Below are 22,262 nucleotides of genomic sequence, written 5' to 3'. Positions count from 1 at the left end.
ACGTTCTAACGGGTGAAAGTATAAGGCGGAAGCAGTCTCCTTTCTTTTGAATCAGATAAAAGAGAAGTGCCTTCCTTCCGTCATCGGTGATTCCTTTAACGATGTGGGCATGATCTGCCGGTTTCGCGGATATGCAATGACTGCAGCCAGCGAAGAGGTAAAGAAGTATGCGGCGAACAGCTTTGACAGTGTGGCTGATTGCATTGACTGTCTGAGAAGTTTTCCGGATTGACAAACTTTGAAATCTGTGATAGGATGGACACGATTTTAGGCGGAGAACATACGTGAGTACAGAAGAGGTAGTGAGTCAGAGACGGGGTGTCACCGGCTGAGAGCATTCCGCATGAGCCTTCTGGAAGTTTCAGTATGGGAGCCTTTCGGTGAAAAGCATTTACTGTGCGTTAAACCGGATGTCCGTGTAGCAGAAAGAATACACAAAAAGAGTGCAGAGTACAAAGAGAGAAGATACTCTGAAATAGGGTGGTACCGCGATTCACATCGTCCCTTGTTTTATGACAGGAGGACGGTGTTTTTTTATTTCACAGGAAACCTCCTGCAGGATAAGCTCGATTTGGAAAGGAGAATCGTAATGAAGGATAAAATCGAAAGTATTTTATCAGAAGTGAAAACCAGGATTGCTGCAGCGTCCAGCGAGAACGAGCTGCAGAATGTAAAAAGCGCGTACGTGGGAAAGCAGGGTTCTTTGAGCCTTTTAATGAAAGAGCTTCCGAAGCTTGACGTATCCTTACGTCCCGAGATGGGAAAGCTCTTGAATCAGGCCAAGAATGAGGTTACAGAACTGATCGACGCGAAAAGGCTGGAGCTGAAGCTGAAGGCTTCCGAGGTGTCTCCGGACTTCGACTGCTCTGTGCCGGGAATCATGCCTCAGAAAGGCGGACTTCATCCCATTACCCAGATGTGCTACGACTTAAATGACGCATTTCGTTCCATGGGATTTGAGATCTTCCAGGAGGATGACATTACAAGTGAACTGTACGCGTTTGATAAGCTGAATTTCCCGCCGAACCATCCGGCCCGGGAGAGCATGGATACCTACTGGCTGGAGGGGCATGACAGCGGAAGCACCAATGAAAAGCTCTGCCTGCGTCCTCATCTGACAGGTGGCAGCGTGCGCTATATGCAGACGCATAAGCCGCCCTATCGTTTTGTGTATCCGGGACGCGTATACCGTAATGAGACCACGGACGCCCATCATGAGAGAGCATTCTTCCAGTATGAGGCGCTGATCGTGGACAAAGATATCACCTTTACCTCAGGCAAGGTCATGATTAACAGTATCTTAAGCAAGGTATTCGGTACGGATGTGCCGGTCAGAATGCGTTCCGGCTTCTTCCCCTTCGTGGAGCCGGGCTTTGAGATTGATATGCAGTGCCAGGTCTGCGGCGGAAAGGGCTGCAGCGTCTGCAAGCATGTGGGCTGGATTGAGGTTATGCCGGGCGGTTCTCCCCATCCGAACGTACTCAGGGCAGCCGGACTTGACCCGGATGAATACACAGGCTTCTATGTAAACATCGGTCTGGACAGACTGGTCATGATGCGCTATGGTGTTGACGATGTAAGACTGTTTCACAGTGCGGATTTGAGATTCCTGAAGCAGTTCAGATAAGGAGAGAAGAAGATGAAGTTATCATTATCGTGGATAAAGGATTATGTACAGATCCCGGAGGATATGGATCTGAAAAAGCTGGCCTATGATCTGACCATGTCTACCGTAGAGGTGGAGGATGTGGAGTATCTGGCCCGCCGGTTTGACAATATGCTTGTGGGTGTCATCGAGAAAATAGAGCCCCATCCCAATGCGGATAAACTGAGAGTCTGCAAGGTAGATATCGGCGGCGGTGAGATCAAAGACATTGTCTGCGGTGGAATCAATCTGAAGGAAGGCATGCGCGTGGCAGTGTCCTGTCCCGGCGCTGTGGTGCGCTGGCACGGTGAAGGCGAGCCGGTGGTAATCAAGAACTCCAAGCTCCGCGGCGTGGAGTCCTACGGCATGATCTGCGCTTCCGATGAGATTGGGCTGGGCGAACTGTTTCCGGCTTCCCAGGAAGCGGAGATTCTCGACCTGTCCGCTTTCGAAGTTCCGGCAGGCACTTCCCTTGCAGACGCGCTGGATATGAACGACGTTCTGCTGGAGATTGACAACAAGTCCATGACGAACCGTCCGGACCTCTGGGGACATTATGGAATAGCGCGCGAGATTGCAGCTCTGTATGATCTGCCTCTGAAAAAGATCGAGCCCTATACAGCGGATGTGCAGTCAGATTTCAAAGTGGAGATCAATGATCCGGACAGATGCACCCGATACATCGGCGTGGAGATGTCCGGCGTGGAGGTAAAGCCTTCCCCCTATCAGATGCAGAACCGGATCTGGAAGGCAGGCATGCGCCCCATTAATGCGCTGGTAGATATTACAAACTACGTTATGCTGGCTACGGGAAATCCGACCCATGCCTTTGACGCAGACAATATTACCGATCATATCGTGGTGAGACACGCTGTGGAAGGCGAGAAGCTGATTCTCTTAAATGATCATGAGCTGACTCTCTGTGCGGACGATCTGGTTATCACAGATTCTGAGGGACCGGTGGCCCTGGCCGGTGTCATGGGTGGAGCCAAGGATTCCATTCTGCCTAAGACAAGGCGCGTGATTCTGGAGGTGGCCAACTTTGAGTCCACCGGAATCCGCCGGACGGCCCTCCGCTACGATACCCGTACCGAGGCTTCTTCCAGATATGAAAAGGCTGTAGATCCCGAGAGGTGCGAGCAGGCGCTGGCCCTTTCCATGCAGTATTTTCAGGAGCTGTACCCGGAGCTGACGGTAACCGGATTCTGTGACAAGTACGTAAAGAAGCTGGAAAGAGCCCAGATCGATGTAAGTCTGGCCTGGCTTGCGAAGCGCCTTGGAAAGAATTTGTCAAACGAAGTGATTCAGAAGAAGCTGGAGCTGCTGGGCTTTGACGTGGAAATCAGCGGCGATAACATGCATGTGACCGCGCCCACCTGGCGTTCCACCGGCGATATTTCCATCAAGGACGACGTGATGGAAGAGGTAGCCAGACTGTACGGTTATGATAATTTTGAGGCGACTTCCTTCACCACCACCTTTGAGGGAGCCATCAACCAGAAAGACCAGGATTTGCTGAGAAGAATTAAGGAGTATCTGGCGATCCGCTGCGGCATGCAGGAGGTTTATACCTATCCCTGGATGAACGATGTATTTGTGAACGCGGTTCTGCAGAGCACAGAAGGCGTCCTGAGACTGTCTACGCCGCCTGCTCCGGACCTGAGCTATATCCGTTCCTCTCTGCTTCCGAATCTCTGCGAGGCAGTCGTAAAAAACGAGCGCTATTTCAACGATTTCGCAATCTTTGAAGAGGCGCAGGTGTTCTTTGACCGGAACTATACGGCCGCTTATGATGAGACAGAGCTTCTTCCGGAGCAGAAGAGACATATCGGTGCGGCTTTCGCCAGCAGCGTAAAGGACATCACAGAGCTGTTCCGCGAGGCAAAGGGCGTGCTGGAGTATATGCCCCGTTATACCCATATGGAAGGCTTTGAGTTCCGGAAGGAGGAAAAGCCGGTCTGGGCGGACAATGTGGTATGGATGAACATTTTCCGCGGCGGCGAGAAGATTGGAGACATGGGACTGGTGGCAAAGAAGGTTTCCATGGACTGCGGTATCAAGAATCTTTCCGTCATGCTTTTCGAGCTGGATGTGACAAAACTGGTTCCGCTGAAGTCCAGAACGAACAGGTTCACCCATCTTGCAGAGTATCCGGAGACTGATTATGATATTTCCATGCTCTTTGATTCTGACGCCGCATGGGCGGATATCTATGACGCGATCATGGGTCAGAAGAAGGCGAGCGCGCTCCTGAAGGACGCGGCTTTTGTGGATGAATACAGAGGAAAGCAGATCCCGGCGGGCAAAAAATCTGTGACCGTCCGGCTGACCATCGGCTCTTCCGAGAAGACTCTGACTTCTCAGGAGATAGAAAGCGCCGCAAACCAAGTGATGAAGAAGCTTGGAAAGAAGATGGGCGCGGAGCTGAGAACACAGTAAGAAAGAGAAGCGTTTCTCAAAATATGAAATTTCATAGTATGTAATGTTCATAATATGCAATTTCAGATTTGAAAAAATCAGTGCATGTGGAAGTCGTGATTCAGATGATCCTTTGCAGAAATAAGGCAAAAATGTAAGGATAAACCACAAGACCCTGTGGCCTTCCTGCAAAAATCGAGGCAAAAATGGAGCAAAAAACAGCCATTTTTGACCTCGATTTTTTTAAGCTGCTGATATCGATACAGAAAAGCAATATCCATCCATGATAACAATACTTTTGGATATCAGAACAGGAAAATGCTGGATATATCCAAAAACAGCAGCCATCGACCATTTTGTGAAAATTCAAAAAATTATTTAAGAAAACAGGCAGTTTTCAAACACACAGGCTTATGATAGAATGAAAAAAAGAGAAACGATGAAAATCTGGTTACAGAGGGGGGTGCCGGGTTGAAAAGGATCAGATGTTTGGGATGGTATCAAAAAGGAATCTTGCTTCTGATGGCAGTCATGGTTTCAGTATTTGCAGTGGTCTATGCCGTGACCATTGCCAGAGTGGGCTTTGCATATGGGGACACTATTCTTGTTTCCAATCAGGAAAACGACAGTACGATATATTCCGGGAAAATTCATGGAGTGCAGGCCAGTTTTACTGTATATACAGACAAAACGGTGGAGTTCCGCTGCGGAGACAAGTTTTACGGCCCTTATACGGCCAGGGAGGATTCATCTGCCATTCCGGATACCGATGAACGGGGAGAACCGCCAGCCGGAGAGTCTGTAAGCGGTGTGGAGCTTCGCTGCGGAGAGGAAATCATATTCCGCGGATGCGTCGTGGATTACGGAAGCAGCAGCTGGCTGTACAATGAGGATGGAAGCCTGGCGGAGATCGGTATGTTGGCTATAAGTGGCGATGGGGTTATTTGGGATGAAAATGGGAATGTAATCGACGTAATGGAGCCCTCTGTTTCTACCATACTTGACTTGATGGCCGGTCCGGAATTGACCCATAAGGGGGAGTGGCTCCTGTGGTTTGGCGGCACATGTATCTGCATTCTCACTGCGTTTTCTATCTTGTTTGCGGACGAGCTGTTCCGCTGGAATATGGCCTTTCAGATTCGGAATGCAGACCAGGCAGAGCCGTCTGACTGGGAGATTGCAAGCAGGTATATTTTCTGGACAGGGATGCCGCTTTTGGCATTGTTTGTATTTATCGAGGGTCTTCAATGACTCGATTTGAAGATGTATGCGCGCTGTTTATCAGGAAGGAGGAATGGCGGCATTGTTTCGCCAGGGAAGGAGCATGCCATGCTTGAAAGAACACCGGATGCAGAACAGATGACAGCTTTGGTTGGAGTACCTTTATATGAGGTCTGGAATCGGTTATGCGTTTTGATTGATGAAAAATATGATATGGAGCGTCTGTGGAACAACGGCGGCAAAGCATGGACCTATGAATATAAATACCGCCGGGGCGGCAAAACTCTGTGCGCATTATATGCAAGAGAAAACTGCATAGGATTTATGATTATCCTGGGAAAAGAGGAACGTATTAAATTTGAAAAGGACAGAGAAAGCTATTCAAAGGAAGTTCAAATCATTTATGATGAAAGCAGGACCTACCATGACGGAAAATGGATGATGTTTGAACCGGAGGACACGTCTCTGTTCGATGATTTTATCAGACTGCTGAATATTAAAAGAAAGCCGAATCGGAAATAACAGCTTCCATTTGCGCAGTGTTAAAAAATCCAGAAAAATCATTCAAAAGAGTACACAAGCGTACATACAGTGAAGGTAAAACACATGAAGAAAAGAACGGTCATTGGTATTTTGTTATATTTATCTGGCATTGTTTTCTGTTTGCTATTTCTAATTCATCGACGGTGAGTGGGAGTCCCATACACTTGCAGTATGTTCAGCGGGTAATTATTTGCAGCATTGCAGTTGTTTTTATTGGAATGGCGCCGTTTGTCTATAAAAGCAAAACAACTGTTGGAATACTCATCAAGTTCGCAATAGCAGTATTGCTGGTTTATTGCATTTTTGCATTTAAAGGATTTGAGGATAATAGAATTGCCACGCTTCCGGTATTTGGAGGAGAGAACCTAAGCTGTGTCATGGACAGTTTTTATATACGAGGTCTGGAATCGGTTATGCGATTTGATTGCTGAAAAATATATTTAAAAGAGTACGTTTAAAAAGTACATAAGAGTATATACAGGGGGAATATGAGTATGAAAAAAATCAAGAGAAAGCAAGTGGCTATCATCGGCGGAGGACTGTTTATGGTGGGGTTTCTGCTGATTCTGCTGGGAGCCTTGCTGAAGCAGTTTTGGCTGGTTACGATTGCGCTTCTTGTATTGTTGGCGGAAATTATCTTTCTTGTAGTTTTTAACCGCTGTCCGCATTGCGAGCGCTACGTTGGCGCAGGCACTTACTGTCCCTATTGCGGAAAAAGGCTGGATGAATAGCCTTTGCTGTAAAAATACGGCATATGGGAAGTTCCTCCCTGAGATCCCCCTTTACCGCTTATCGGGAAGCCTGCCGGCGCTGCTTCCGGTACTCGGAGGGCAGAACCTGGGCCACATCCCGGAAGGACTTCGTAAATTTTCCCTGGGTCTCATAGCCTACCCGGGCCGCGATCGAGGAGATGCTCTCGTCCGTCTCCCGCAGGAGCCTCATGGCTTCCCGAATCCGGTATTCCTTCATATAGGAAGCAATGGGAAGACCGTAGACGGCCTTGAACACCTCCTTGAGAGAAGAGGTGTTGATCAGATACTGGCGGGACAGCTCCTCAATGGTAAAACGGCAGGACAGATCCTTAGTCAGCTGGTCGTGAATCTGCCGGATCAGTTCTGTCTGCTCTGAATGGTACTTGGTGACGGTCTTCTGATCTGGAACATACCGGCCGAGAAACAGAAGAAGCTCCTGGATCTTCAGCTGGAAATAGGGAAGCCGCAGAGCTTCCGGCAGGTCGTAGAGGGGCAGAAAGATGCCCTCTGTCTCAGGACAGGAGGAGATAAAGATGGATTTCTGCGGCTTGCAGTATGCTTCTCGCAGCTTCCGGATATCAATGACAGTGTCGGAAAGCACTCCGGGAAGGCAGTCAGCCAGCGTCTCCAGGTCCATGGAGACAGAAATTCCTTCATAATATTTCATCGGGTAGGTCATTACGGAATCCGCGCAGCAGACGGCGCTGTGGCAGGAAAGGTCGCCAGAGCCCAGATAGACGGAGGTGCCGTTTTTCATATTCCAGCCCACGCGTCCCGCGCGGCAGTGGCCCACCTCCAGAACGGCGGGAGAGGCGGGATGTCGGAACGCTGCCTGCTCGGAAAGAAAGCAGAGCAGAGAGAGCTGGATACCGGGATAGACCTGATAGACAGAGACCCTTCCCTTCCCGTCTGCGCTGACAGAGAGCGTTCTGGCCAGACGTCCGGATTCCCGGTTCGGGCCGGGATATTCCTTAAGCTCCAGAGAATGATCTGGAATCTCTTTTAAAGCCTGTGCAATTCTGCAGATATCCTCATTTCTCATTTCTGAAAATGCTCCTTTACCCGGTTATTTGGAAGGACAGGTGATCTTCACCAGATCCTCGATGGCGTGATGAAGAAGCTCCACCTGCTCTGTGTCGGCAGCTTTGTAATAGACCTCTTTTCCTTCCCGGCGGCTCACAATAAGCCCTCCGGCCTTCAGCTGCTTCAGATGATGGGATACAGCCGGGCTGCTCATGTCCACAAGGGCGGACAGATTGATGACGCATTCCTCGCAGTGGCAGAGTATCCAGAAAATGCGGATGCGGCTTCCGTCACCCAGCTGCTTGAAAATGTCCGATACGGTCTGAAAATCAGCGATTTCTGGCATATGGTCAAAGCTCTGCAGGGTGTTCTGGCCGTGATCATGGGGCAGAATTTTGTCGCTCATGGTAAATGCCTCCTTTTTCTTGTAAGGGTATTTTATCACGCATTTGTCCAAACGGAAATATTTTTTGTCCATTTGGAAGAAGATGATTTTAGACATTGACTTTCTACGAAAATAAGTATATATTGTAATTAACGATTAAACAATCATTTAATTGATAAAATGATAAAGTGAAAGAGAGGAAATGGGATATGAAAAAGACTTACAAGATCGATGTAGACTGCGCCAACTGTGCAAATAAGATGGAGGAAGCCGCAAAGAAGACTCCTGGTGTAAAGGACGCGACAGTAAACTTTATGGCTTTGAAGATGATTGTGGAGTTTGAGGAAGGCCAGGAGGCAAAGAGCGTCATGCAGGAGGTCCGGAAGAACTGCAAGAAGGTAGAGGACGACTGCGAGATCTTTCTTTAAATACTAATTATTGAATGCAAAAATGAGAAACGCATATGAGTCGGGGAGATTTTTGACTAGAGAGGTGAGACAAGGATGAGCAGGAAGCAAAAAAAGATGCTGATCCGCGTGCTGATAGCTGCGGTTCTGTTGATTGCTCTGCAGTTTATTCCCACAGACGGGGCACTGAGACTGATTTTATATCTGATTCCTTATCTGGTGATTGGCTATGACATACTGCTGAAAGCCCTGAAAGGAATCAAAAACTGTCAGGTCTTCGATGAGAGTTTCCTGATGGCGGTGGCTACGATTGGCGCCATCGCGCTGGCTCTTCATGAGCAGAGCGGTGATTACACGGAAGCGGTGGCCGTTATGCTGTTTTATCAGATTGGCGAGCTGTTCCAGAGCTATGCGGTAGGAAAGAGCCGCCGCAACATCAGCGACCTGATGGATATCCGTCCGGACTACGCCAATGTGGAACGGGACGGCAGGCTGGAGCAGGTGGACCCGGATGAAGTGGAAATCGGCACGGTAATTGTGGTGCAGCCGGGAGAAAAGGTACCCATCGATGGCATTGTGCTGGAGGGTGCTTCGTCGCTGAATACCAGCGCGCTGACAGGCGAGAGCCTTCCGCGGGATGTAAAGGAAGGAGACGAAATCATCAGCGGCTGCATCAATATGAGCGGCCTTTTGAAAATCCGGACTACCAAAGAGTTCGGGGAGTCCACTGTTTCCAAGATTCTGGATCTGGTGGAGAATGCCAGCTCCCGCAAGTCCAAATCAGAGGAATTCATCGCCAAGTTTGCGCGGGTCTATACGCCGGCTGTCTGCTATGCGGCCCTGGCCCTGGCGGTTCTGCCGCCGCTGGTGCGGATGCTTGGCCTGGGACTTCCGGCTGACTGGGACAACTGGATCGGCCGTGCCCTGACCTTCCTGGTTATCAGCTGCCCCTGCGCGCTGGTGATCAGCATTCCCTTAAGCTTTTTCGCAGGTATCGGCGGAGCCAGCGCTGCCGGAGTGCTGGTGAAGGGTTCCAACTATATGGAAACTCTTTCTAAAACAAAGGTTGTGGTGTTTGACAAGACGGGTACGCTGACCCGGGGAGTTTTTGAGGTAAACGGAATTCATCACAGTGAGCTGGAAGACGAAAAGCTTCTGGAGTACGCGGCTCTGGCTGAGAGCGCTTCTTCCCACCCTATCAGCAAAAGTATCCAGAAGGCATATGGTAAGGAAATAGACCGTTCCCGCGTGACGGATATCCGGGAAATCAGCGGAGGCGGCGTGACGGCAAAGGTAGATGGCATCGAAGTGGCAGCCGGCAACGATAAGCTGATGAAGCAGCTGGGAATTGAGTACATTTCCTGCCGCAGCGTGGGGACGATCGTACACATGGCCATAAACGGCTCCTATGCGGGCCATATCGTGATTTCCGATGTGGTAAAACCCCATTCCAGAGAGGCGGTCCAGGCCCTGAAGGCGGCGGGAATTCGAAAAACGGTCATGCTGACCGGAGACAGGCGCCAGGTGGCGGAAAAGGTAGCCGCTGATCTGGGTGTCGACGAGGTCTGCAGCGAGCTGCTGCCTGCCGATAAGGTGGAAAAGGTAGAGGAGCTGATTCAGAAGAAATCTGAGAAAGAAAAGCTGGCCTTTGTAGGCGACGGCATCAATGACGCTCCGGTTCTGAGCCGGGCAGATATCGGTATCGCCATGGGCGCCATGGGTTCTGATGCGGCTATCGAGGCTGCGGATGTGGTTCTGATGGATGACGATCCGCTGAAGATTGCCAAAGCCATTAAGATTTCCCGAAAATGCCTGCGCATCGTGTACCAGAACATTGTGTTTGCCATTGGCATCAAGCTTCTGTTTCTGGCGCTGGGAGCCCTGGGAATCGCGAATATGTGGATGGCGATCTTCGCGGATGTGGGCGTTATGATTATCGCGGTGCTCAATGCGATTCGGGCGCTGTTTGTGAAGAAGCTGTAAGAGCGGAGACTGCATTTCTAGTTTTTGGTGTTTTCCTCTTTTCCGAGCTCTGATAAAAACTGTTCAGGGGAAAAGACGGGAAGGGAGGACAATTTGTAATCCTTCAGATTTCTGGTTACAATACAGTCAGCACCAATGCGGCAGGCGGTCTGCACCATGATGGCATCTTCATAATCCGTCATGGGAGAATCCAGAGCAAGTTCGCAGTCGGCAGAAAAGGTATCCTTTACTTCCAGAAGAGTGAAAAGAATATGAACCAGTCGGCGTACTTCCTCTTCGTTGTGGATACTCCGCCGCAGGATGTAATAAATATCGGTGATGGATTTCGCAGTTAAAAAGCCGGTGCATCTACGGTTGGAGACGGAAAGAAGGATTTCCATGGCTGCCTGATAAAAGGGCTCCCGTTTTTGGAGAATATCCACAATAACACAGGTGTCGATTAAGGCTTTCATATTTTGGAACTCCTTTCTTCCTGTGCTTCTTCTACGGTAATATCAGAAGGAATGACGCCAAGAAGTGATTTTGCCATTTCCACCCGGTCTGCATTGGGGTTGGAAAGTTTTGCTACCACCTTGCCGTTTCGAGTGATAAAGATATCCTCGTTCTCTGCAAGCTTTAAATATTTGCCAAGATTCGATTTTAATTCTGTGGCAGTGATTGACATGGATTGCACCTCCTTATGATTGTGAACGATAAGGTTACAATATTATTGTACTCAAATCGGACGAATTTATCAACTGATTCGTCCGATTTTTTCCCTTGTATAATTGTATAACAGGAACAAATGGATTCCTGCTCCCGGTTTAAAGCGCATAATATTTTCCCAAACCAGCCATACTGTTCCCAAAAAGCAAAGGAGCGGTACAAGAAATGATTGAATCAGACACCATAAAGCTGCTGAGGGAGTGTGACGCAGGAATTAAAATGGGGGTATCGTCCCTGGACGAGGTCCTTGATTACGTTCACGATGAAAAACTGGAAGAGGCGCTGAAGGAATACAGAGAGGAACACAATGAACTACAGAGTGAGATCCTGACTCTTCTGGAAAAATACCAGGATGACGGCAAAGAGCCGAATCCCATCGCAAAAAGCATGTCCTGGGTGAAGACAAACGCAAAGCTGGTGATGGATGAGTCCGATCATACCATTGCCGATTTGGTAACAGATGGCTGCAATATGGGTGTGAAATCCCTGAACCGATATCTGAACCAGTATAAGGCTGCGGATGAAAAGACAAAGAATATTACGAAAAAGCTGATCCGGCTGGAGGAAAAGCTGACAGCAGAGGTTCAGAAGTTTCTATGATTTTATCCTGAATATGTTTTATTTTATAACATATTTCTGAAAAGTGCGGCAGAGCCGAAGTGCGGCAGAGCGGAAAGCTCTGCCGTATTTCTCTTTACAGAGAAGACCTGGGTGATTGCAGCTTTGAATATTTCCAATATGGATACGCAGGAAGACAGACGAAAGAGCATGATTTTGCCGGATTATGCTTTTCAAGCTGCGTACGGATGTGATAAAATGAAAAAAAGCTGTACAGCAGCAAAGCGGGGGGATACACATGAAAAGAAGATGGTTTTTGCTATGCGGTCTGACTGCAGCGGTACTGTCGGCAGCAGCCTGCCAGCCTGAAGAGGACGAAAGCGAAGAAGACACATTTCAGGAGTTCACAGAACAGAAGAGTGCGGAGAAGTCCACAGAAGAGGAGCCCTATGCGTTCTATCTGTTTTCGGAGGAGCTTGCCATGACTGTGGACGGACGCAGCTTTCTGGCGGAGGACGCGCCGGAAAATGCGGCGGAGGAAGCGGTTTTTTCTGAATGGCTTGCAGAGTTTCTGCAAGATCCGAAGCTGTACCTGGAAGGCTGTCCGGAGAGCAGAATAGAGGTTCCGGAGGTAAAGAACAAGCTGGGGAATTATGAGCAAGACCGCTATCAGATCGATGAATTTGTACTGCATGAATTGGAAACGGTTACGGTGGAAGAACTGACTGAGGCAGGAGAGAATGACAGAGTGCACCCGGATGAGACGGCAGAACAGTATGCTCTGACAGAAACCCTGGTGATCCGGGCAGACTGGACAGAAGAGAGGGAAGAACCTGTGAATTATGGAAATGGCTCCCACAGCCGTTATTATGTCTGTGGAAGAACCGAAGAAGATCCGGTGTGGCGGATCTATGAATGGGGATTTATGTAATAAGGAGGGGACAAAAAGATGAAAAGACCGATAAGAGCGGGAATTGTAGGAGCAGGGATGACAGTGCCCTGGTTTCTGGAGGCGGCGGCTCAGATTCCGGAGATGGAAATAGGGGCCCTGTTTGCCAGAAAAGAGGAGAAGCGGAAAGAGCTCTGTGAAAAATACCAGGTTCCGGTGTCCTGCGGCAGCTATGAGAAATTGCTGGCAGATGAATCGCTGGATGTATTGTACCTGCCGCTTCCGAACCATCTGCACTACAGTTTTACAAAACGTGCTCTTGAGGCCGGAAAGCATGTAATTCTGGAGAAACCGTTTACCGTCACTTACGCGGAAGCAAAGGAGCTTGCGGAGCTGGCGGAAGCAAAAAACCTGATTCTTTTTGAGGCGATTACCAATCAGTACAATCCCAATTATGAAAAGGTCCGGGAACTGCTTCCCAAAGTAGGAGATGTCAAAATCGTCCAGCTGAACTACTCCCAGTATTCCAGCCGTTACGATGCATTCAAGCAGGGAATCGTAGCGCCTGTTTTTGATGCGGAAAAGGCGGGCGGAGCGCTGATGGATCTGAATGTTTACAACATCCATTTTGTAACCGGATTGTTTGGAGAGCCGAAAGCGGTTCATTATTACCCGAATATGGAGCGGGGAGTGGACACCTCCGGAATTCTGGTGATGGAATATCCTTCTTTCCAGTGTGTCTGCATCGCTGCAAAGGACTGCGGAGCGCCCCTGTCTGTAAATATTGAAGGTGACAAGGGCTGCATTTTCAGCCATTCCAATGCGGGACGGTTTGAGGAGTTTTCCTTCCAGGAAAACAAAAAAGAGAGCGAACACTTCTCACTGATACAGGAGGATGGCCCCATCTTTTATGATGAACTGCGCGCTTTCACAGACTATTGGGTAAAGGACGACAGAGAAGCCTTTCGTCAGCGTCTCGCGCAGAGCCTGGTCGTCATGAAGGTCCTTGATCAGGCCAGAGGCATCAAGTAGAAAGCGGTTAGAAAGAAGGGCCTTAAATTCAGAGTAGTCAGAAAATCAAAACAGAGACATTCCAGGTAATACGCAAGGAGAAAGCGAACAGCCCCGGGATTTCTGATATTCCAGTGTCCGGCTCTCCGCGTACAGGCGTATGATTCAGACGGACTTTAGTCCGCTCGGAAGCATACGCCTGTACGCGGGGTGTCCGAACACAGAATACAGAAATCCCGGGGCGTCCCTTTCATCCATCCTTTTTACTCTTTTACATTTTTACAATTCCCGGTAATAGGGGCAGATATCTTCATAATGGCCATCCTTCATGAGAAAGCCTCCGGGTATCACGCCGAGCTGTATGAAGCCCAGGCGCTCATAGAGATGTCTTGCGTGGATGTTGGTCCGTACCACGGCGTTGAACTGGAGAATCCGGAAGCCGTGAGCCTTTCCCTGGACCAGGCAGTCCAGCACCAGCTTTTCACCGATATGCAGCCCGCGGGCTTCTCTGCTTACCGCGTAGCTGGCATTGCAGATGTGGCCGCAGCGGCCCACATTATTGGGATGAAGAATATAGAGGCCGAGGACCTGTCCGCTCTCTGTGTCTTCGGCTACGCCGCAATATGTCTGTTCCGCGAAAAATGCGGCGCCGGACGATTTGTCCAGAAGCTCTGTCTGCGGGAAGGCGGCGCCATCCTCCACGACTTCATTCCAGATGCGGTTCATGGTCTTAAGATCTGTTTCCCGGTATGCGCGTATCTGTATTTTCATAATGCTAATCCTTCCTTTTGCCTGGCCAGGCAGTCCGCCTGTGGCTGCCGGTTTTCAGTATAGCGCTGCGAAAAAGAGCCGTCAATGCCGGGAGAAAATCTTTGTGATTTTTTTCTTTACCGCGGCTTCAAAAAGGTATAGAATAAACTCGGAGAAAAAGCGGAAGAGGAGGGCGTTATGTTTTTTTCGATTCACGAGAAAGAGATTCGGGAGATTACATTGGATCAGCTGGAGGAACATGACATCTGCGTCGGTTATCTTACGCTGGACGAGCTGCGGAAATGCTATAAGGAACTGGGCCTTTCAGAGGTGGCTGTGAAGGACTGCATGACTGACTTTACGCATTTTCGAACAAGCATCGACGTGTACGATGAATTCAGCTTCGGCATGATTAATATTGTGGATATTCTTAACTTAAGCAGCAGAAGAAACCGGATCGGATTCTTTATCAAGAAAAACCTGTTTATTGTTGTAAAAATCATAGATAAGGGCGACAGTATCCGTCAGATGTTTCTGGACGCCATTGGAAGATTCCGCCAGAACGCCACGATGGAAAAGGTGATATACGGCGTTCTGGAACGCCTTCTTTCCAGTGGAAACAGGGGACTTGTCATGACAGAACGCCAGATCATTGCCATGGAGCGGGAGGTCGTAGGCGGAAAGACGGACAGAGAACTGAATACAGAGATTTTTGAGCTGCGCAACCGTCTGTCTACGCTGAAGAATTATTATGAGCAGCTGATTGATATCGGGGAGACGCTGCAGGAGAACGAGAACGATCTTTTCGAGGAAGAGGATCTGCGGTACTTCAAGATTTTTACTGATAAGTCAGAGCGTTTGAGCAACAATACCCAGCTTCTCTGCGACAACCTGATCCATCTGAGAGAGGCTCTGGACGCCACCCTGAATTACAATTTGAATAACACTATGAAACTCTTTACAATGGTGACCATTATCTTCCAGCCTCTGACGCTGATTGTAGGCTGGTACGGGATGAATTTTAAAAACATGCCGGAGCTGGGATGGAGATTTGGTTATCTCTATGTAATTATTCTGAGCATTCTGGTGGTAGGAGGAATTCTCTATTATTTTAAGAAAAAGAAATATATGTAAGGAAATGAGAAGAAGATGAAGACGAGTGATTTTTATTATGATCTTCCCCAGGAGCTGATTGCCCAGGACCCTCTGGAGGATCGAAGCAGCTCCAGGCTTCTGGTGCTTGATCGGAAGACGGGAGAGATGGAGCACAGGGTGTTCCGTGATATTACAGAATATCTGAGACCGGGGGACTGCCTGGTGGTCAATAATACGAAGGTGATTCCGGCCAGGCTTTTGGGAGTCAAGGAAGATACGGGAGCGGGAATCGAGATTCTGCTGCTGAAGCGTAAGGCGGATAATGTCTGGGAGACATTGGTGAAACCTGGAAAGAAGGCCAGACCGGGCGCGCGGATTGTGTTTGGAGACGGTATTCTGAAAGGAGAGGTACTGGAAGTCGTGGATGAGGGCAACCGCCTGATTCGCTTTGAATATGAGGGAATTTTTGAGGAAATTCTGGACAGGCTCGGACAGATGCCCCTGCCGCCCTACATTACTCATCAGCTGAAGGATAAGAACCGGTATCAGACGGTCTACGCGGAGCACGATGGTTCTGCGGCCGCGCCCACGGCGGGGCTTCATTTTACGCCGGAGCTTCTGGAAGAAATCCAGGCCAAGGGCGTGAGGCTGGCGCATGTAACCCTCCATGTGGGGCTTGGTACTTTCCGCCCGGTGAAGGTGGAAGATGTGAGCCAGCATCATATGCATTCGGAATATTATGTGGTGGAAGAGGAGCAGGCCAGGCTTATCAATGATACCAGAGCGGCCGGAGGACGGGTGATCTGCGTGGGAACTACCAGCTGCCGCACGCTGGAATCTGCCGCGGATGAAGATGGAATTCTGCGGGCCGGAAGCGGCTGGACAGATATCTTTATCTATCCGGGATACAGGTTTAAGATCATGGACGCTCTGATTACGAACTTTCACCTTCCGGAATCCACGCTGCTGATGCTGGTATCAGCTTTTGCGGACAAAGAGAAGATTATGAAAGCATATGAGGAGGCAGTAAGGCAGAGGTACCGCTTCTTTTCATTTGGCGACGCCATGTTTATAAAGTAGGCGAACTCGGATGGCAGGGAGCGGAAGGGCCGCTGTTTTTGAAAGGTTATAAGGAGGAATGTAAGATGCAGCAGATAAAATTGATTGCCCTCGACCTGGACGGAACTGCTCTGAATGATAAAAGCCATCTTCCGGATTATACGAGGGAGGTGCTGGAGCAGGCCGCGGAGACAGGCATCCGCCTGGTTATTGCCAGCGGCCGGGCCTACAGCTCTCTTCCGGAGGAGGTCCTGAATTTGAAGGGGCTTGCTTATGCAATTACCTCCAATGGGGCGGCCACCTATGACATGAAGAAAAAAGAGAGAAGCTTTGCTTTTCCCATGGAAGAGAATAAAGTGGAAGCACTGCTGGACCTCCTGAACGAAGAGCCTGAGACAGCCATAGAAGTATTCTGGGAAGGAAATCCGTATGCCTCCCGTGATTTTCTGGATCATCCGACGGCATATGGAGCTCCGGAACGGGCGGTCCCCTACCTTCAGAGGACGCGCACGCCCGTGCCTGATATTCTGGCGTTCGTCCGGAATCACAGAAAGGAGCTGGACGCCCTGGATCTGATTTGCCAGGGGCCTCTGGATAAGGTGGAGTGGTTTGATAAGATTAACCGGGTGGGAGGACTTTATATGACCTCTTCCACTCATTACCGGCTGGAGCTGTCCAGCTTGAAGAGCGGAAAAGGGGCGGCCCTTCGGGAAGCGGCCGCCCGTCTGAATGTCTGTCCGGATGAGATCATTGCCTTTGGCAATGCGGACAACGATATTGATATGCTGCGCTTTGCCGGAATCGGCGTGGCGGTGGCGAACAGTCCGGAAAACGTAAAGCGTGAGGCGGACCGCGTCGCTCCGCCCAATACCGAGGAAGGCGTAGCTCAGGTTCTGGAAGAGATTCTGTTTAAGTCCTGATAAAAGGCGGGATAGGAAATATTGACGCATTCGGCATCCTGAATTTCGGTTTCTCCGTCTGCATTCAGGGCGGCGACGGCAAAGGACATGGCAATCCGGTGGTCGAGATGACTGTCTATGGCGGCTCCCCGCAAGGGGCGGCCGCCTTCTATGATCAGGCCGTCGTCCGTGGCGGTCACCCGGGCGCCCATAGCCGTAAGATTTTCCGCCATGACGTCGATGCGGTTGGATTCCTTGACTTTCAGTTCCGCGGCGTCCCGAATGATGGTGGTCCCTTCCGCGAAGCAGGCCATCACCGCAATGACAGGCAGCTCATCGATCAGCGTCGGGATCAGGCTGCCTTCGATCACACAGCCTTTCAGGGAAGAACTGCGGACCAGAAGATCGGCGGAGGGCTCCCCGTCCGTTATTTCATGGGGAAGAACAGTCAGATCCGCATTCATCATGCGGCAGACGCGTAAGATACCGTCTCTGGTAGGATTTGTCCCCACATTCCGGATCAGAAGCTCGGAATCCGGCGTGATGCAGGCGGCGGCGATAAAGTAGGCTGCGGAAGAGATATCTCCGGGCACAATGATTTTCTGTCCATTTAAGAAAGCGCCGGGCTGGATTGTGGCGGTAGTCCCTTCTGTCTGAACATCCGCGCCAAACTGCCGGAGCATCAGCTCGGAATGATTGCGGGACAGAGCGGGCTCTGTGACGCTGGTGGGGCCGTCTGCATAGAGGCCGGCCAGCAGGATCGCGGATTTTACCTGGGCGGAAGCCACTTTTGTCGTATAATGGATGCCGTGGAGGGACTGTCCCTGAATGTGCAGGGGAGCGCAGCCGTTCCCGTGAAGGCTTGTGATGGATGCGCCCATCTGCGTCAGCGGTTCGATGATACGCTTCATGGGCCGTTTCTGAATAGAGGCGTCTCCTGTCAGAGTGGTTTCAAAGCTCTGGCCGCTTAAAATACCCGAAATCAGCCGGGTGGTAGTCCCGCTGTTCCCTGCGTCCAGAATCTGGGCGGGAGCGGAGAGACCGCGCAGCCCCTTTCCGTGGATGATGATCTGTTCCCGGAGCTCTTCAATCTGAATTCCGAGGCGCCGGAAACAGTCTATGGTGGAGAGACAGTCGGCTCCTCTCAGAAAATTTTCCACGGTCGTCGTTCCCTGCGCCAGGGAGCCGAACATGACGGCCCGGTGGGAAATGGATTTGTCTCCGGGGACGGTGATTTCTCCCCGTATATTCTTGACACGCGTGAATTTCATAAATGTTCTCCTTTATTCCCGCGAGCACTGAGCCGGGCGGCCGCTGCGGGGATTTGATTTTGTATTCTGATTTTATATCCTTTTCACCGGCCGCTGCGGATTTTGTCCGCAGGAAGCTTTTGGCGATCCTATTACCGTTCGTAGATGGTGTAGCGGTATTTCCGGAGCAGAGCCACGGCTTTCTGATAAGCCTCTTCATCGTAAAGCTCTACCCGGAGGACGGCTTCCTCGAATTCACGGTTATGGATGATGCCGATATTTTTAAGGCTGATGCCTCCGGAGGCCAGAATAGTGGCCAGCGTGGCGATGCCGCCTGCTTCGTCCACCATGTCGCAGTAAAAGGCGTATACTTTTTTCAGTGGACCTGCAGAAGTATCGGGAATGGAATTCCGGTAATCCCGGGCGGCGGCAAAGAAGCTGTGAATTCCCTTGGAATCCTTTTCTTCCAGCTGCCGGTGGAGCGCCTCCAGCTGTCCCTGGTAATGCTCCAGCGCTTTCAGAATGTTTGAGGAATTTGTCATGCAGACCTGTTCCCACATCTCCGGCGAAGAGGAGGCGATCCGGGTAATATCTTTAAAGCCTCCTGCAGCTATCTGCTTCATCAGCTCCTGGGGACTGTCCAGATCTTTGACCAGTTCCACCAGGGAAGAAGCGATCAGATGAGGAAGATGGCTGACGCAGGCAGTGATAAAATCGTGCTGCCGGTAATCCAGCACAAGAGGGAGAGCCTTCAGGGAAGCCGTAAAGGCAGTGAATTGTTCCACTGTGCCGGCGGGAACCTTTTCTCCCGGAGTAATGATGTAATATGCATTTTCAATCAGATGGGGCTTCGCATTTTCATAACCGGTCTTTTCGGAACCTGCCATGGGATGCCCGCCGATAAATCGATCTGTCAGTCCGAGGGCCCGGACCTTTTCATGGATATCTGTTTTGGTGCTTCCTACATCGGTCAGAAGGCAGGTGTCCGGAAGGAAGGTTTTCAGTTTCTCGAGATAGCGGGCGTTGGTAGATACGGGGGCGCACAGATAGATGAGATCGCAGGAGGCGAATGCTTCATCTACGGCCTCGCAGGCCTGATCCACCGTTCCTTCCCGGACGGCTGCCTCAAGGGTATCCCGGCTTCGCATGTAGGCCAGAATCCGGATCTCCGGGTAGTACATTTTGATTGCTTTGGCCAGGGAACCGCCTATCAGTCCCAGCCCGATAAAACCAACTGTTTCTATCTTCATGTCCATACTCCTTTTAAGCTGCAAATGAAAGGGCGGCTGTTCCGCCGGATAATCCGGACAGGAATTTCCGCGCTCTGTTCTTCTGAGTTTCTAGTTTAAAGTTTTTCGGAGAAAATGTCAATGCTTTCTTGCTTTAAAGTAAAAAAGTAAAAAATGGTACAAAAAACAAAATGGAAATCTTGTCAAAATTGTATAAAAGGCTTGAACTTTACTGTGAATTTTAGTAGAATATAGCCATGGCGATCGAACTGCTTTTCCGGCTGATGTTGTATGCTTTGGCAAAGAGCACGTTTTGGACCGTAATATCAAGTAATCGGAGGAAGAGGCATGAGTATTTACACAACTGACAAGATTCGCAATGTAGTTCTTCTGGGCCATGGCGGCTGCGGAAAGACCAGTCTGGTAGAAGCGATGGCGTACGCGTCCGGGCTGACCACCCGCATCGGCAAGGTAGCGGATGGAAATACAATCAGCGATTATGATAAGGAAGAGATTAAGAGAAAGTTCTCAATTACTACTTCTGTAGTTCCTATTATCTGGGAAGGCTGCAAGATCAATGTGCTGGACGCGCCTGGATATTTTGACTTTGTAGGCGAGGCGGAAGAAGCGGTATCAGCGGCAGACGCGGCGATTATCGTTGTATCCGGAAAGGCCGGCGTAGAAGTGGGAACCCAGAAGGCCTGGGAGCTCTGCGAGAAGTATAAGCTTCCGAGAATGTTCTTTGTATCCGAGATGGATGTGGACCATGCGTCCTTCCGCCAGGTGGTAGAGGATCTGACGGAGATGTATGGAAAGAAGATTGCGCCCTTCTATCAGCCCATCCGTGAAAATGAGAAGTTCGTGGGATACATCAATGTGTGCAAGATGGAAGGCCGCCGCTTTACGGATATCGGAAAGCGCGAGCCCTGTCCGATTCCTGAATATTCCAAGGAAAATCTGGCTATCTGCCGGGAAGCTCTGATGGACGCTGTGGCCGAGACTTCGGAGGAATTCATGGAGAGATATTTCAACGGCGAGGAATTCACCTTTGGAGAGATCCGCGCGGCCATGAAATTCAATGTATGCGACGGCGACATCATTCCGGTATCCATGGGCTCCAGTACGGAGATCCGCAATATCCACAATCTGCTGAATGATATCGTAGAACTGTTCCCGAGCCCGGATAAGAAGGCATGCAATGGAATCAATATGAAGACCAACGAGATCTTCGAGGCGAATTATGATTTCTCCAAATCCAAATCCGCGTATGTATTCAAGACCATTGTAGACCCCTTTATCGGAAAATATTCTCTGATCAAGGTTTCCTCAGGCGTCATCAAATCTGACGATACCCTGTACAACCAGGAGCGGGAGACAGAGGAAAAGCTGAGCAAGCTTTATATCATGCAGGGAAATAAGCCGATTGAGGTCACTGAACTGCATGCGGGAGATATCGGAGCCATCGGAAAACTGACCAGCACAAGAACGGGAGATACCCTGTCTACAAAGGCTGTCCCGGTGCTCTATGGAAAGACAGAGATTTCCAAACCCTATACATACAAGCGTTACAGAACCAAGAACAAAGGAGACGAGGATAAGGTATCTCAGGCTCTGGCCAGAATGATGGAAGAGGATCTGACTCTGAAGAGCGTGAATGATTCTGAGAACCGGCAGACGCTGCTCTACGGTATGGGGGATCAGCATCTGGATGTGGTAGTCAGCAAGCTGGCCGACAAGTTTAAGGTAGAGGTCGAGCTGGAACGTCCGAAGGTGGCTTTCCGCGAGACGATCCGCAAGAAAGCGGACGTGGATTCCAAATATAAGAAGCAGTCGGGCGGACACGGACAGTACGGACATGTAAAGATGACCTTTGAGCCCTCCGGCGATCTGGAGACTCCCTATGTATTCGAGCAGATCGTAGTGGGCGGCGCCGTTCCGAAGAACTACTTCCCGGCAGTGGAAAAGGGAATTCAGGAATCTGTGACGAAGGGCCCGCTGGCCGGATATCCGGTAGTCGGCGTAAAAGCTGTGCTGTACGATGGTTCCTATCATCCGGTAGACTCTTCTGAGATGGCTTTCAAGACGGCGACCATTCAGGCGTTCAAGAAGGGCTTCATGGAAGCGAATCCCGTTCTTCTGGAGCCGATTGTGACCATGACGGTGACGGTTCCGGATAAATATACCGGCGATGTCATGGGCGATCTGAACAAGCGCCGCGGCCGTGTGCTGGGCATGAATCCGGTGACAGGCGGAAAGCAGGAGGTTGTGGCTGACGTGCCGATGACAGAGATCTTCGGATATTCCACAGACCTGCGTTCCATGACCGGAGGAAGCGGTGAATTTTCCTATGAATTCGCGCGCTATGAGCAGGCTCCGTCTGACGTACAGGAAAAAGAAGTGGCTGCGAGAGCTGCAGAGAACGAATAAAAGCTGAATATTT

21 protein-coding genes and 1 pseudogene are annotated in these 22,262 nt (G+C 50.1%); 15 read left to right on the top strand and 7 right to left on the bottom strand.

Annotation, left to right across the window (positions count from 1 at the left end; all coding sequences use genetic code 11):
- Nucleotides 1–34: 34 nt before the first annotated feature.
- The 6 genes and pseudogenes from B5E82_RS05475 to B5E82_RS05445 form a co-directional block, all read left to right on the top strand.
- A pseudogene (locus B5E82_RS05475) lies at nt 35–232 on the top strand (HAD hydrolase family protein); the annotation flags it as partial.
- A 357-nt stretch (nt 233–589) separates the two neighbouring features.
- Complete coding sequence (locus B5E82_RS05470; protein WP_087165946.1) at nt 590–1,627, top strand: phenylalanine--tRNA ligase subunit alpha; 1,038 nt, start codon at nt 590–592, stop codon at nt 1,625–1,627.
- 12 nt (nt 1,628–1,639) lie between these two features.
- A complete protein-coding gene (gene pheT / locus B5E82_RS05465) occupies nt 1,640–4,084 on the top strand; it encodes a phenylalanine--tRNA ligase subunit beta (RefSeq protein ID WP_087306556.1) in 2,445 nt (814 codons plus the stop codon).
- A gap of 450 nt (nt 4,085–4,534) precedes the next feature.
- Nucleotides 4,535–5,314 carry a hypothetical protein gene (locus tag B5E82_RS05460; RefSeq protein WP_140393091.1) on the top strand — a complete coding sequence of 260 codons (780 nt, stop codon included), beginning with the start codon at nt 4,535–4,537 and terminating at the stop codon, nt 5,312–5,314.
- Nucleotides 5,315–5,392: 78 nt separating this feature from the next.
- Entirely contained in the window at nt 5,393–5,806 is a 414-nt protein-coding gene (locus B5E82_RS05455; protein ID WP_087306554.1) for a DUF3788 domain-containing protein, read from the top strand.
- 515 nt (nt 5,807–6,321) lie between these two features.
- A complete protein-coding gene (locus tag B5E82_RS05445; protein ID WP_087306552.1) occupies nt 6,322–6,558 on the top strand; it encodes a hypothetical protein in 237 nt (78 codons plus the stop codon).
- 58 nt (nt 6,559–6,616) lie between these two features.
- Here the strand turns inward: B5E82_RS05445 and B5E82_RS05440 are convergent, their stop codons facing one another.
- Together B5E82_RS05440 and B5E82_RS05435 are read right to left on the bottom strand one after the other, a co-directional pair.
- Nucleotides 6,617–7,621 carry a helix-turn-helix domain-containing protein gene (locus tag B5E82_RS05440; RefSeq protein ID WP_087306551.1) on the bottom strand — a complete coding sequence of 335 codons (1,005 nt, stop codon included), beginning with the start codon at nt 7,619–7,621 and terminating at the stop codon, nt 6,617–6,619.
- A gap of 24 nt (nt 7,622–7,645) precedes the next feature.
- The gene (locus B5E82_RS05435; protein WP_087306550.1) at nt 7,646–8,008 is read right to left on the bottom strand and encodes an ArsR/SmtB family transcription factor; all 363 of its coding nucleotides are present in this window, start codon (nt 8,006–8,008) and stop codon (nt 7,646–7,648) included.
- Nucleotides 8,009–8,196: 188 nt separating this feature from the next.
- On the opposite strand from B5E82_RS05435, the gene B5E82_RS05430 reads away from it, so the two are divergent.
- Nucleotides 8,197–8,415, top strand: coding sequence for a cation transporter (locus B5E82_RS05430; RefSeq protein WP_087165882.1), 219 nt, complete (start codon nt 8,197–8,199; stop codon nt 8,413–8,415).
- Between the two features lie 75 nt (nt 8,416–8,490).
- Complete coding sequence (locus B5E82_RS05425) at nt 8,491–10,377, top strand: heavy metal translocating P-type ATPase (protein WP_087306549.1); 1,887 nt, start codon at nt 8,491–8,493, stop codon at nt 10,375–10,377.
- Between the two features lie 17 nt (nt 10,378–10,394).
- Here the strand turns inward: B5E82_RS05425 and B5E82_RS05420 are convergent, their stop codons facing one another.
- Both B5E82_RS05420 and B5E82_RS05415 read right to left on the bottom strand, forming a co-directional pair.
- Complete coding sequence (locus B5E82_RS05420; RefSeq protein WP_087306548.1) at nt 10,395–10,829, bottom strand: PIN domain-containing protein; 435 nt, start codon at nt 10,827–10,829, stop codon at nt 10,395–10,397.
- A complete protein-coding gene (locus B5E82_RS05415; protein ID WP_087306547.1) occupies nt 10,826–11,041 on the bottom strand; it encodes a type II toxin-antitoxin system Phd/YefM family antitoxin in 216 nt (71 codons plus the stop codon). The genes B5E82_RS05420 and B5E82_RS05415 overlap by 4 nt, the downstream gene beginning before the upstream one ends.
- Before the next feature lie 206 nt (nt 11,042–11,247).
- On the opposite strand from B5E82_RS05415, the gene B5E82_RS05410 reads away from it, so the two are divergent.
- The 3 genes from B5E82_RS05410 to B5E82_RS05400 all read left to right on the top strand — a co-directional run bounded on the left by B5E82_RS05410 (nt 11,248) and on the right by B5E82_RS05400 (nt 13,561).
- The gene (locus tag B5E82_RS05410) at nt 11,248–11,682 is read left to right on the top strand and encodes a hypothetical protein (RefSeq protein WP_087306546.1); all 435 of its coding nucleotides are present in this window, start codon (nt 11,248–11,250) and stop codon (nt 11,680–11,682) included.
- Nucleotides 11,683–11,938: 256 nt separating this feature from the next.
- Nucleotides 11,939–12,571: a hypothetical protein gene (locus tag B5E82_RS05405; protein ID WP_087306545.1), complete on the top strand. Its 633-nt coding sequence runs from the start codon at nt 11,939–11,941 to the stop codon at nt 12,569–12,571.
- Nucleotides 12,572–12,589: 18 nt separating this feature from the next.
- Nucleotides 12,590–13,561, top strand: a complete 972-nt coding sequence (locus B5E82_RS05400; protein ID WP_087306544.1) for a Gfo/Idh/MocA family protein — start codon at nt 12,590–12,592, stop codon at nt 13,559–13,561.
- A gap of 258 nt (nt 13,562–13,819) precedes the next feature.
- On the opposite strand, the gene B5E82_RS05395 is transcribed toward B5E82_RS05400, so the two are convergent.
- Nucleotides 13,820–14,311, bottom strand: coding sequence for a GNAT family N-acetyltransferase (locus B5E82_RS05395; RefSeq protein WP_087306543.1), 492 nt, complete (start codon nt 14,309–14,311; stop codon nt 13,820–13,822).
- Between the two features lie 177 nt (nt 14,312–14,488).
- Here B5E82_RS05395 and B5E82_RS05390 point away from each other — a divergent pair, with 177 nt between their 5' ends.
- The 3 genes from B5E82_RS05390 to B5E82_RS05380 all read left to right on the top strand — a co-directional run bounded on the left by B5E82_RS05390 (nt 14,489) and on the right by B5E82_RS05380 (nt 17,364).
- Nucleotides 14,489–15,424: a magnesium transporter CorA family protein gene (locus B5E82_RS05390; RefSeq protein WP_087306542.1), complete on the top strand. Its 936-nt coding sequence runs from the start codon at nt 14,489–14,491 to the stop codon at nt 15,422–15,424.
- Between the two features lie 15 nt (nt 15,425–15,439).
- The gene (gene queA / locus B5E82_RS05385; protein WP_087306541.1) at nt 15,440–16,465 is read left to right on the top strand and encodes a tRNA preQ1(34) S-adenosylmethionine ribosyltransferase-isomerase QueA; all 1,026 of its coding nucleotides are present in this window, start codon (nt 15,440–15,442) and stop codon (nt 16,463–16,465) included.
- A gap of 65 nt (nt 16,466–16,530) precedes the next feature.
- The gene (locus B5E82_RS05380) at nt 16,531–17,364 is read left to right on the top strand and encodes a Cof-type HAD-IIB family hydrolase (RefSeq protein ID WP_087306540.1); all 834 of its coding nucleotides are present in this window, start codon (nt 16,531–16,533) and stop codon (nt 17,362–17,364) included.
- Here B5E82_RS05380 and aroA read toward each other — a convergent pair.
- Nucleotides 17,331–18,614 carry a 3-phosphoshikimate 1-carboxyvinyltransferase gene (aroA, locus tag B5E82_RS05375; RefSeq protein WP_087306539.1) on the bottom strand — a complete coding sequence of 428 codons (1,284 nt, stop codon included), beginning with the start codon at nt 18,612–18,614 and terminating at the stop codon, nt 17,331–17,333. The two genes, B5E82_RS05380 and aroA, sit on opposite strands and share 34 nt — an antisense overlap.
- Nucleotides 18,615–18,745: 131 nt before the next feature.
- Nucleotides 18,746–19,843 (bottom strand): prephenate dehydrogenase, encoded by a 1,098-nt coding sequence (locus B5E82_RS05370; RefSeq protein ID WP_087306538.1) that lies wholly within the window; start codon nt 19,841–19,843, stop codon nt 18,746–18,748.
- 327 nt (nt 19,844–20,170) lie between these two features.
- Here B5E82_RS05370 and B5E82_RS05365 point away from each other — a divergent pair, with 327 nt between their 5' ends.
- Nucleotides 20,171–22,249 (top strand): elongation factor G, encoded by a 2,079-nt coding sequence (locus B5E82_RS05365; RefSeq protein ID WP_087306536.1) that lies wholly within the window; start codon nt 20,171–20,173, stop codon nt 22,247–22,249.
- Nucleotides 22,250–22,262 lie beyond the last annotated feature (13 nt).

Origin of the sequence: Lachnoclostridium sp. An138 (genome assembly GCF_002160765.1) — a bacterium.
GTDB classification, from domain to species: Bacteria; Bacillota; Clostridia; order Lachnospirales; family Lachnospiraceae; genus Laedolimicola; species Laedolimicola faecalis.
This window is presented reverse-complemented; position numbering and strand designations above follow the sequence as displayed.

Coding starts and splice junctions, on each gene's coding strand:
- B5E82_RS05470 (WP_087165946.1), top strand. CDS start 590: ATGAAGGATAAAATCGAAAGTATTTTATCAGAAGTGAAAACCAGGATT.
- pheT (WP_087306556.1), top strand. CDS start 1,640: ATGAAGTTATCATTATCGTGGATAAAGGATTATGTACAGATCCCGGAG.
- B5E82_RS05455 (WP_087306554.1), top strand. CDS start 5,393: ATGCTTGAAAGAACACCGGATGCAGAACAGATGACAGCTTTGGTTGGA.
- B5E82_RS05445 (WP_087306552.1), top strand. CDS start 6,322: ATGAAAAAAATCAAGAGAAAGCAAGTGGCTATCATCGGCGGAGGACTG.
- B5E82_RS05440 (WP_087306551.1), bottom strand. CDS start 7,621: ATGAGAAATGAGGATATCTGCAGAATTGCACAGGCTTTAAAAGAGATT.
- B5E82_RS05435 (WP_087306550.1), bottom strand. CDS start 8,008: ATGAGCGACAAAATTCTGCCCCATGATCACGGCCAGAACACCCTGCAG.
- B5E82_RS05430 (WP_087165882.1), top strand. CDS start 8,197: ATGAAAAAGACTTACAAGATCGATGTAGACTGCGCCAACTGTGCAAAT.
- B5E82_RS05425 (WP_087306549.1), top strand. CDS start 8,491: ATGAGCAGGAAGCAAAAAAAGATGCTGATCCGCGTGCTGATAGCTGCG.
- B5E82_RS05420 (WP_087306548.1), bottom strand. CDS start 10,829: ATGAAAGCCTTAATCGACACCTGTGTTATTGTGGATATTCTCCAAAAA.
- B5E82_RS05415 (WP_087306547.1), bottom strand. CDS start 11,041: ATGTCAATCACTGCCACAGAATTAAAATCGAATCTTGGCAAATATTTA.
- B5E82_RS05410 (WP_087306546.1), top strand. CDS start 11,248: ATGATTGAATCAGACACCATAAAGCTGCTGAGGGAGTGTGACGCAGGA.
- B5E82_RS05405 (WP_087306545.1), top strand. CDS start 11,939: ATGAAAAGAAGATGGTTTTTGCTATGCGGTCTGACTGCAGCGGTACTG.
- B5E82_RS05400 (WP_087306544.1), top strand. CDS start 12,590: ATGAAAAGACCGATAAGAGCGGGAATTGTAGGAGCAGGGATGACAGTG.
- B5E82_RS05395 (WP_087306543.1), bottom strand. CDS start 14,311: ATGAAAATACAGATACGCGCATACCGGGAAACAGATCTTAAGACCATG.
- B5E82_RS05390 (WP_087306542.1), top strand. CDS start 14,489: ATGTTTTTTTCGATTCACGAGAAAGAGATTCGGGAGATTACATTGGAT.
- queA (WP_087306541.1), top strand. CDS start 15,440: ATGAAGACGAGTGATTTTTATTATGATCTTCCCCAGGAGCTGATTGCC.
- B5E82_RS05380 (WP_087306540.1), top strand. CDS start 16,531: ATGCAGCAGATAAAATTGATTGCCCTCGACCTGGACGGAACTGCTCTG.
- aroA (WP_087306539.1), bottom strand. CDS start 18,614: ATGAAATTCACGCGTGTCAAGAATATACGGGGAGAAATCACCGTCCCC.
- B5E82_RS05370 (WP_087306538.1), bottom strand. CDS start 19,843: ATGAAGATAGAAACAGTTGGTTTTATCGGGCTGGGACTGATAGGCGGT.
- B5E82_RS05365 (WP_087306536.1), top strand. CDS start 20,171: ATGAGTATTTACACAACTGACAAGATTCGCAATGTAGTTCTTCTGGGC.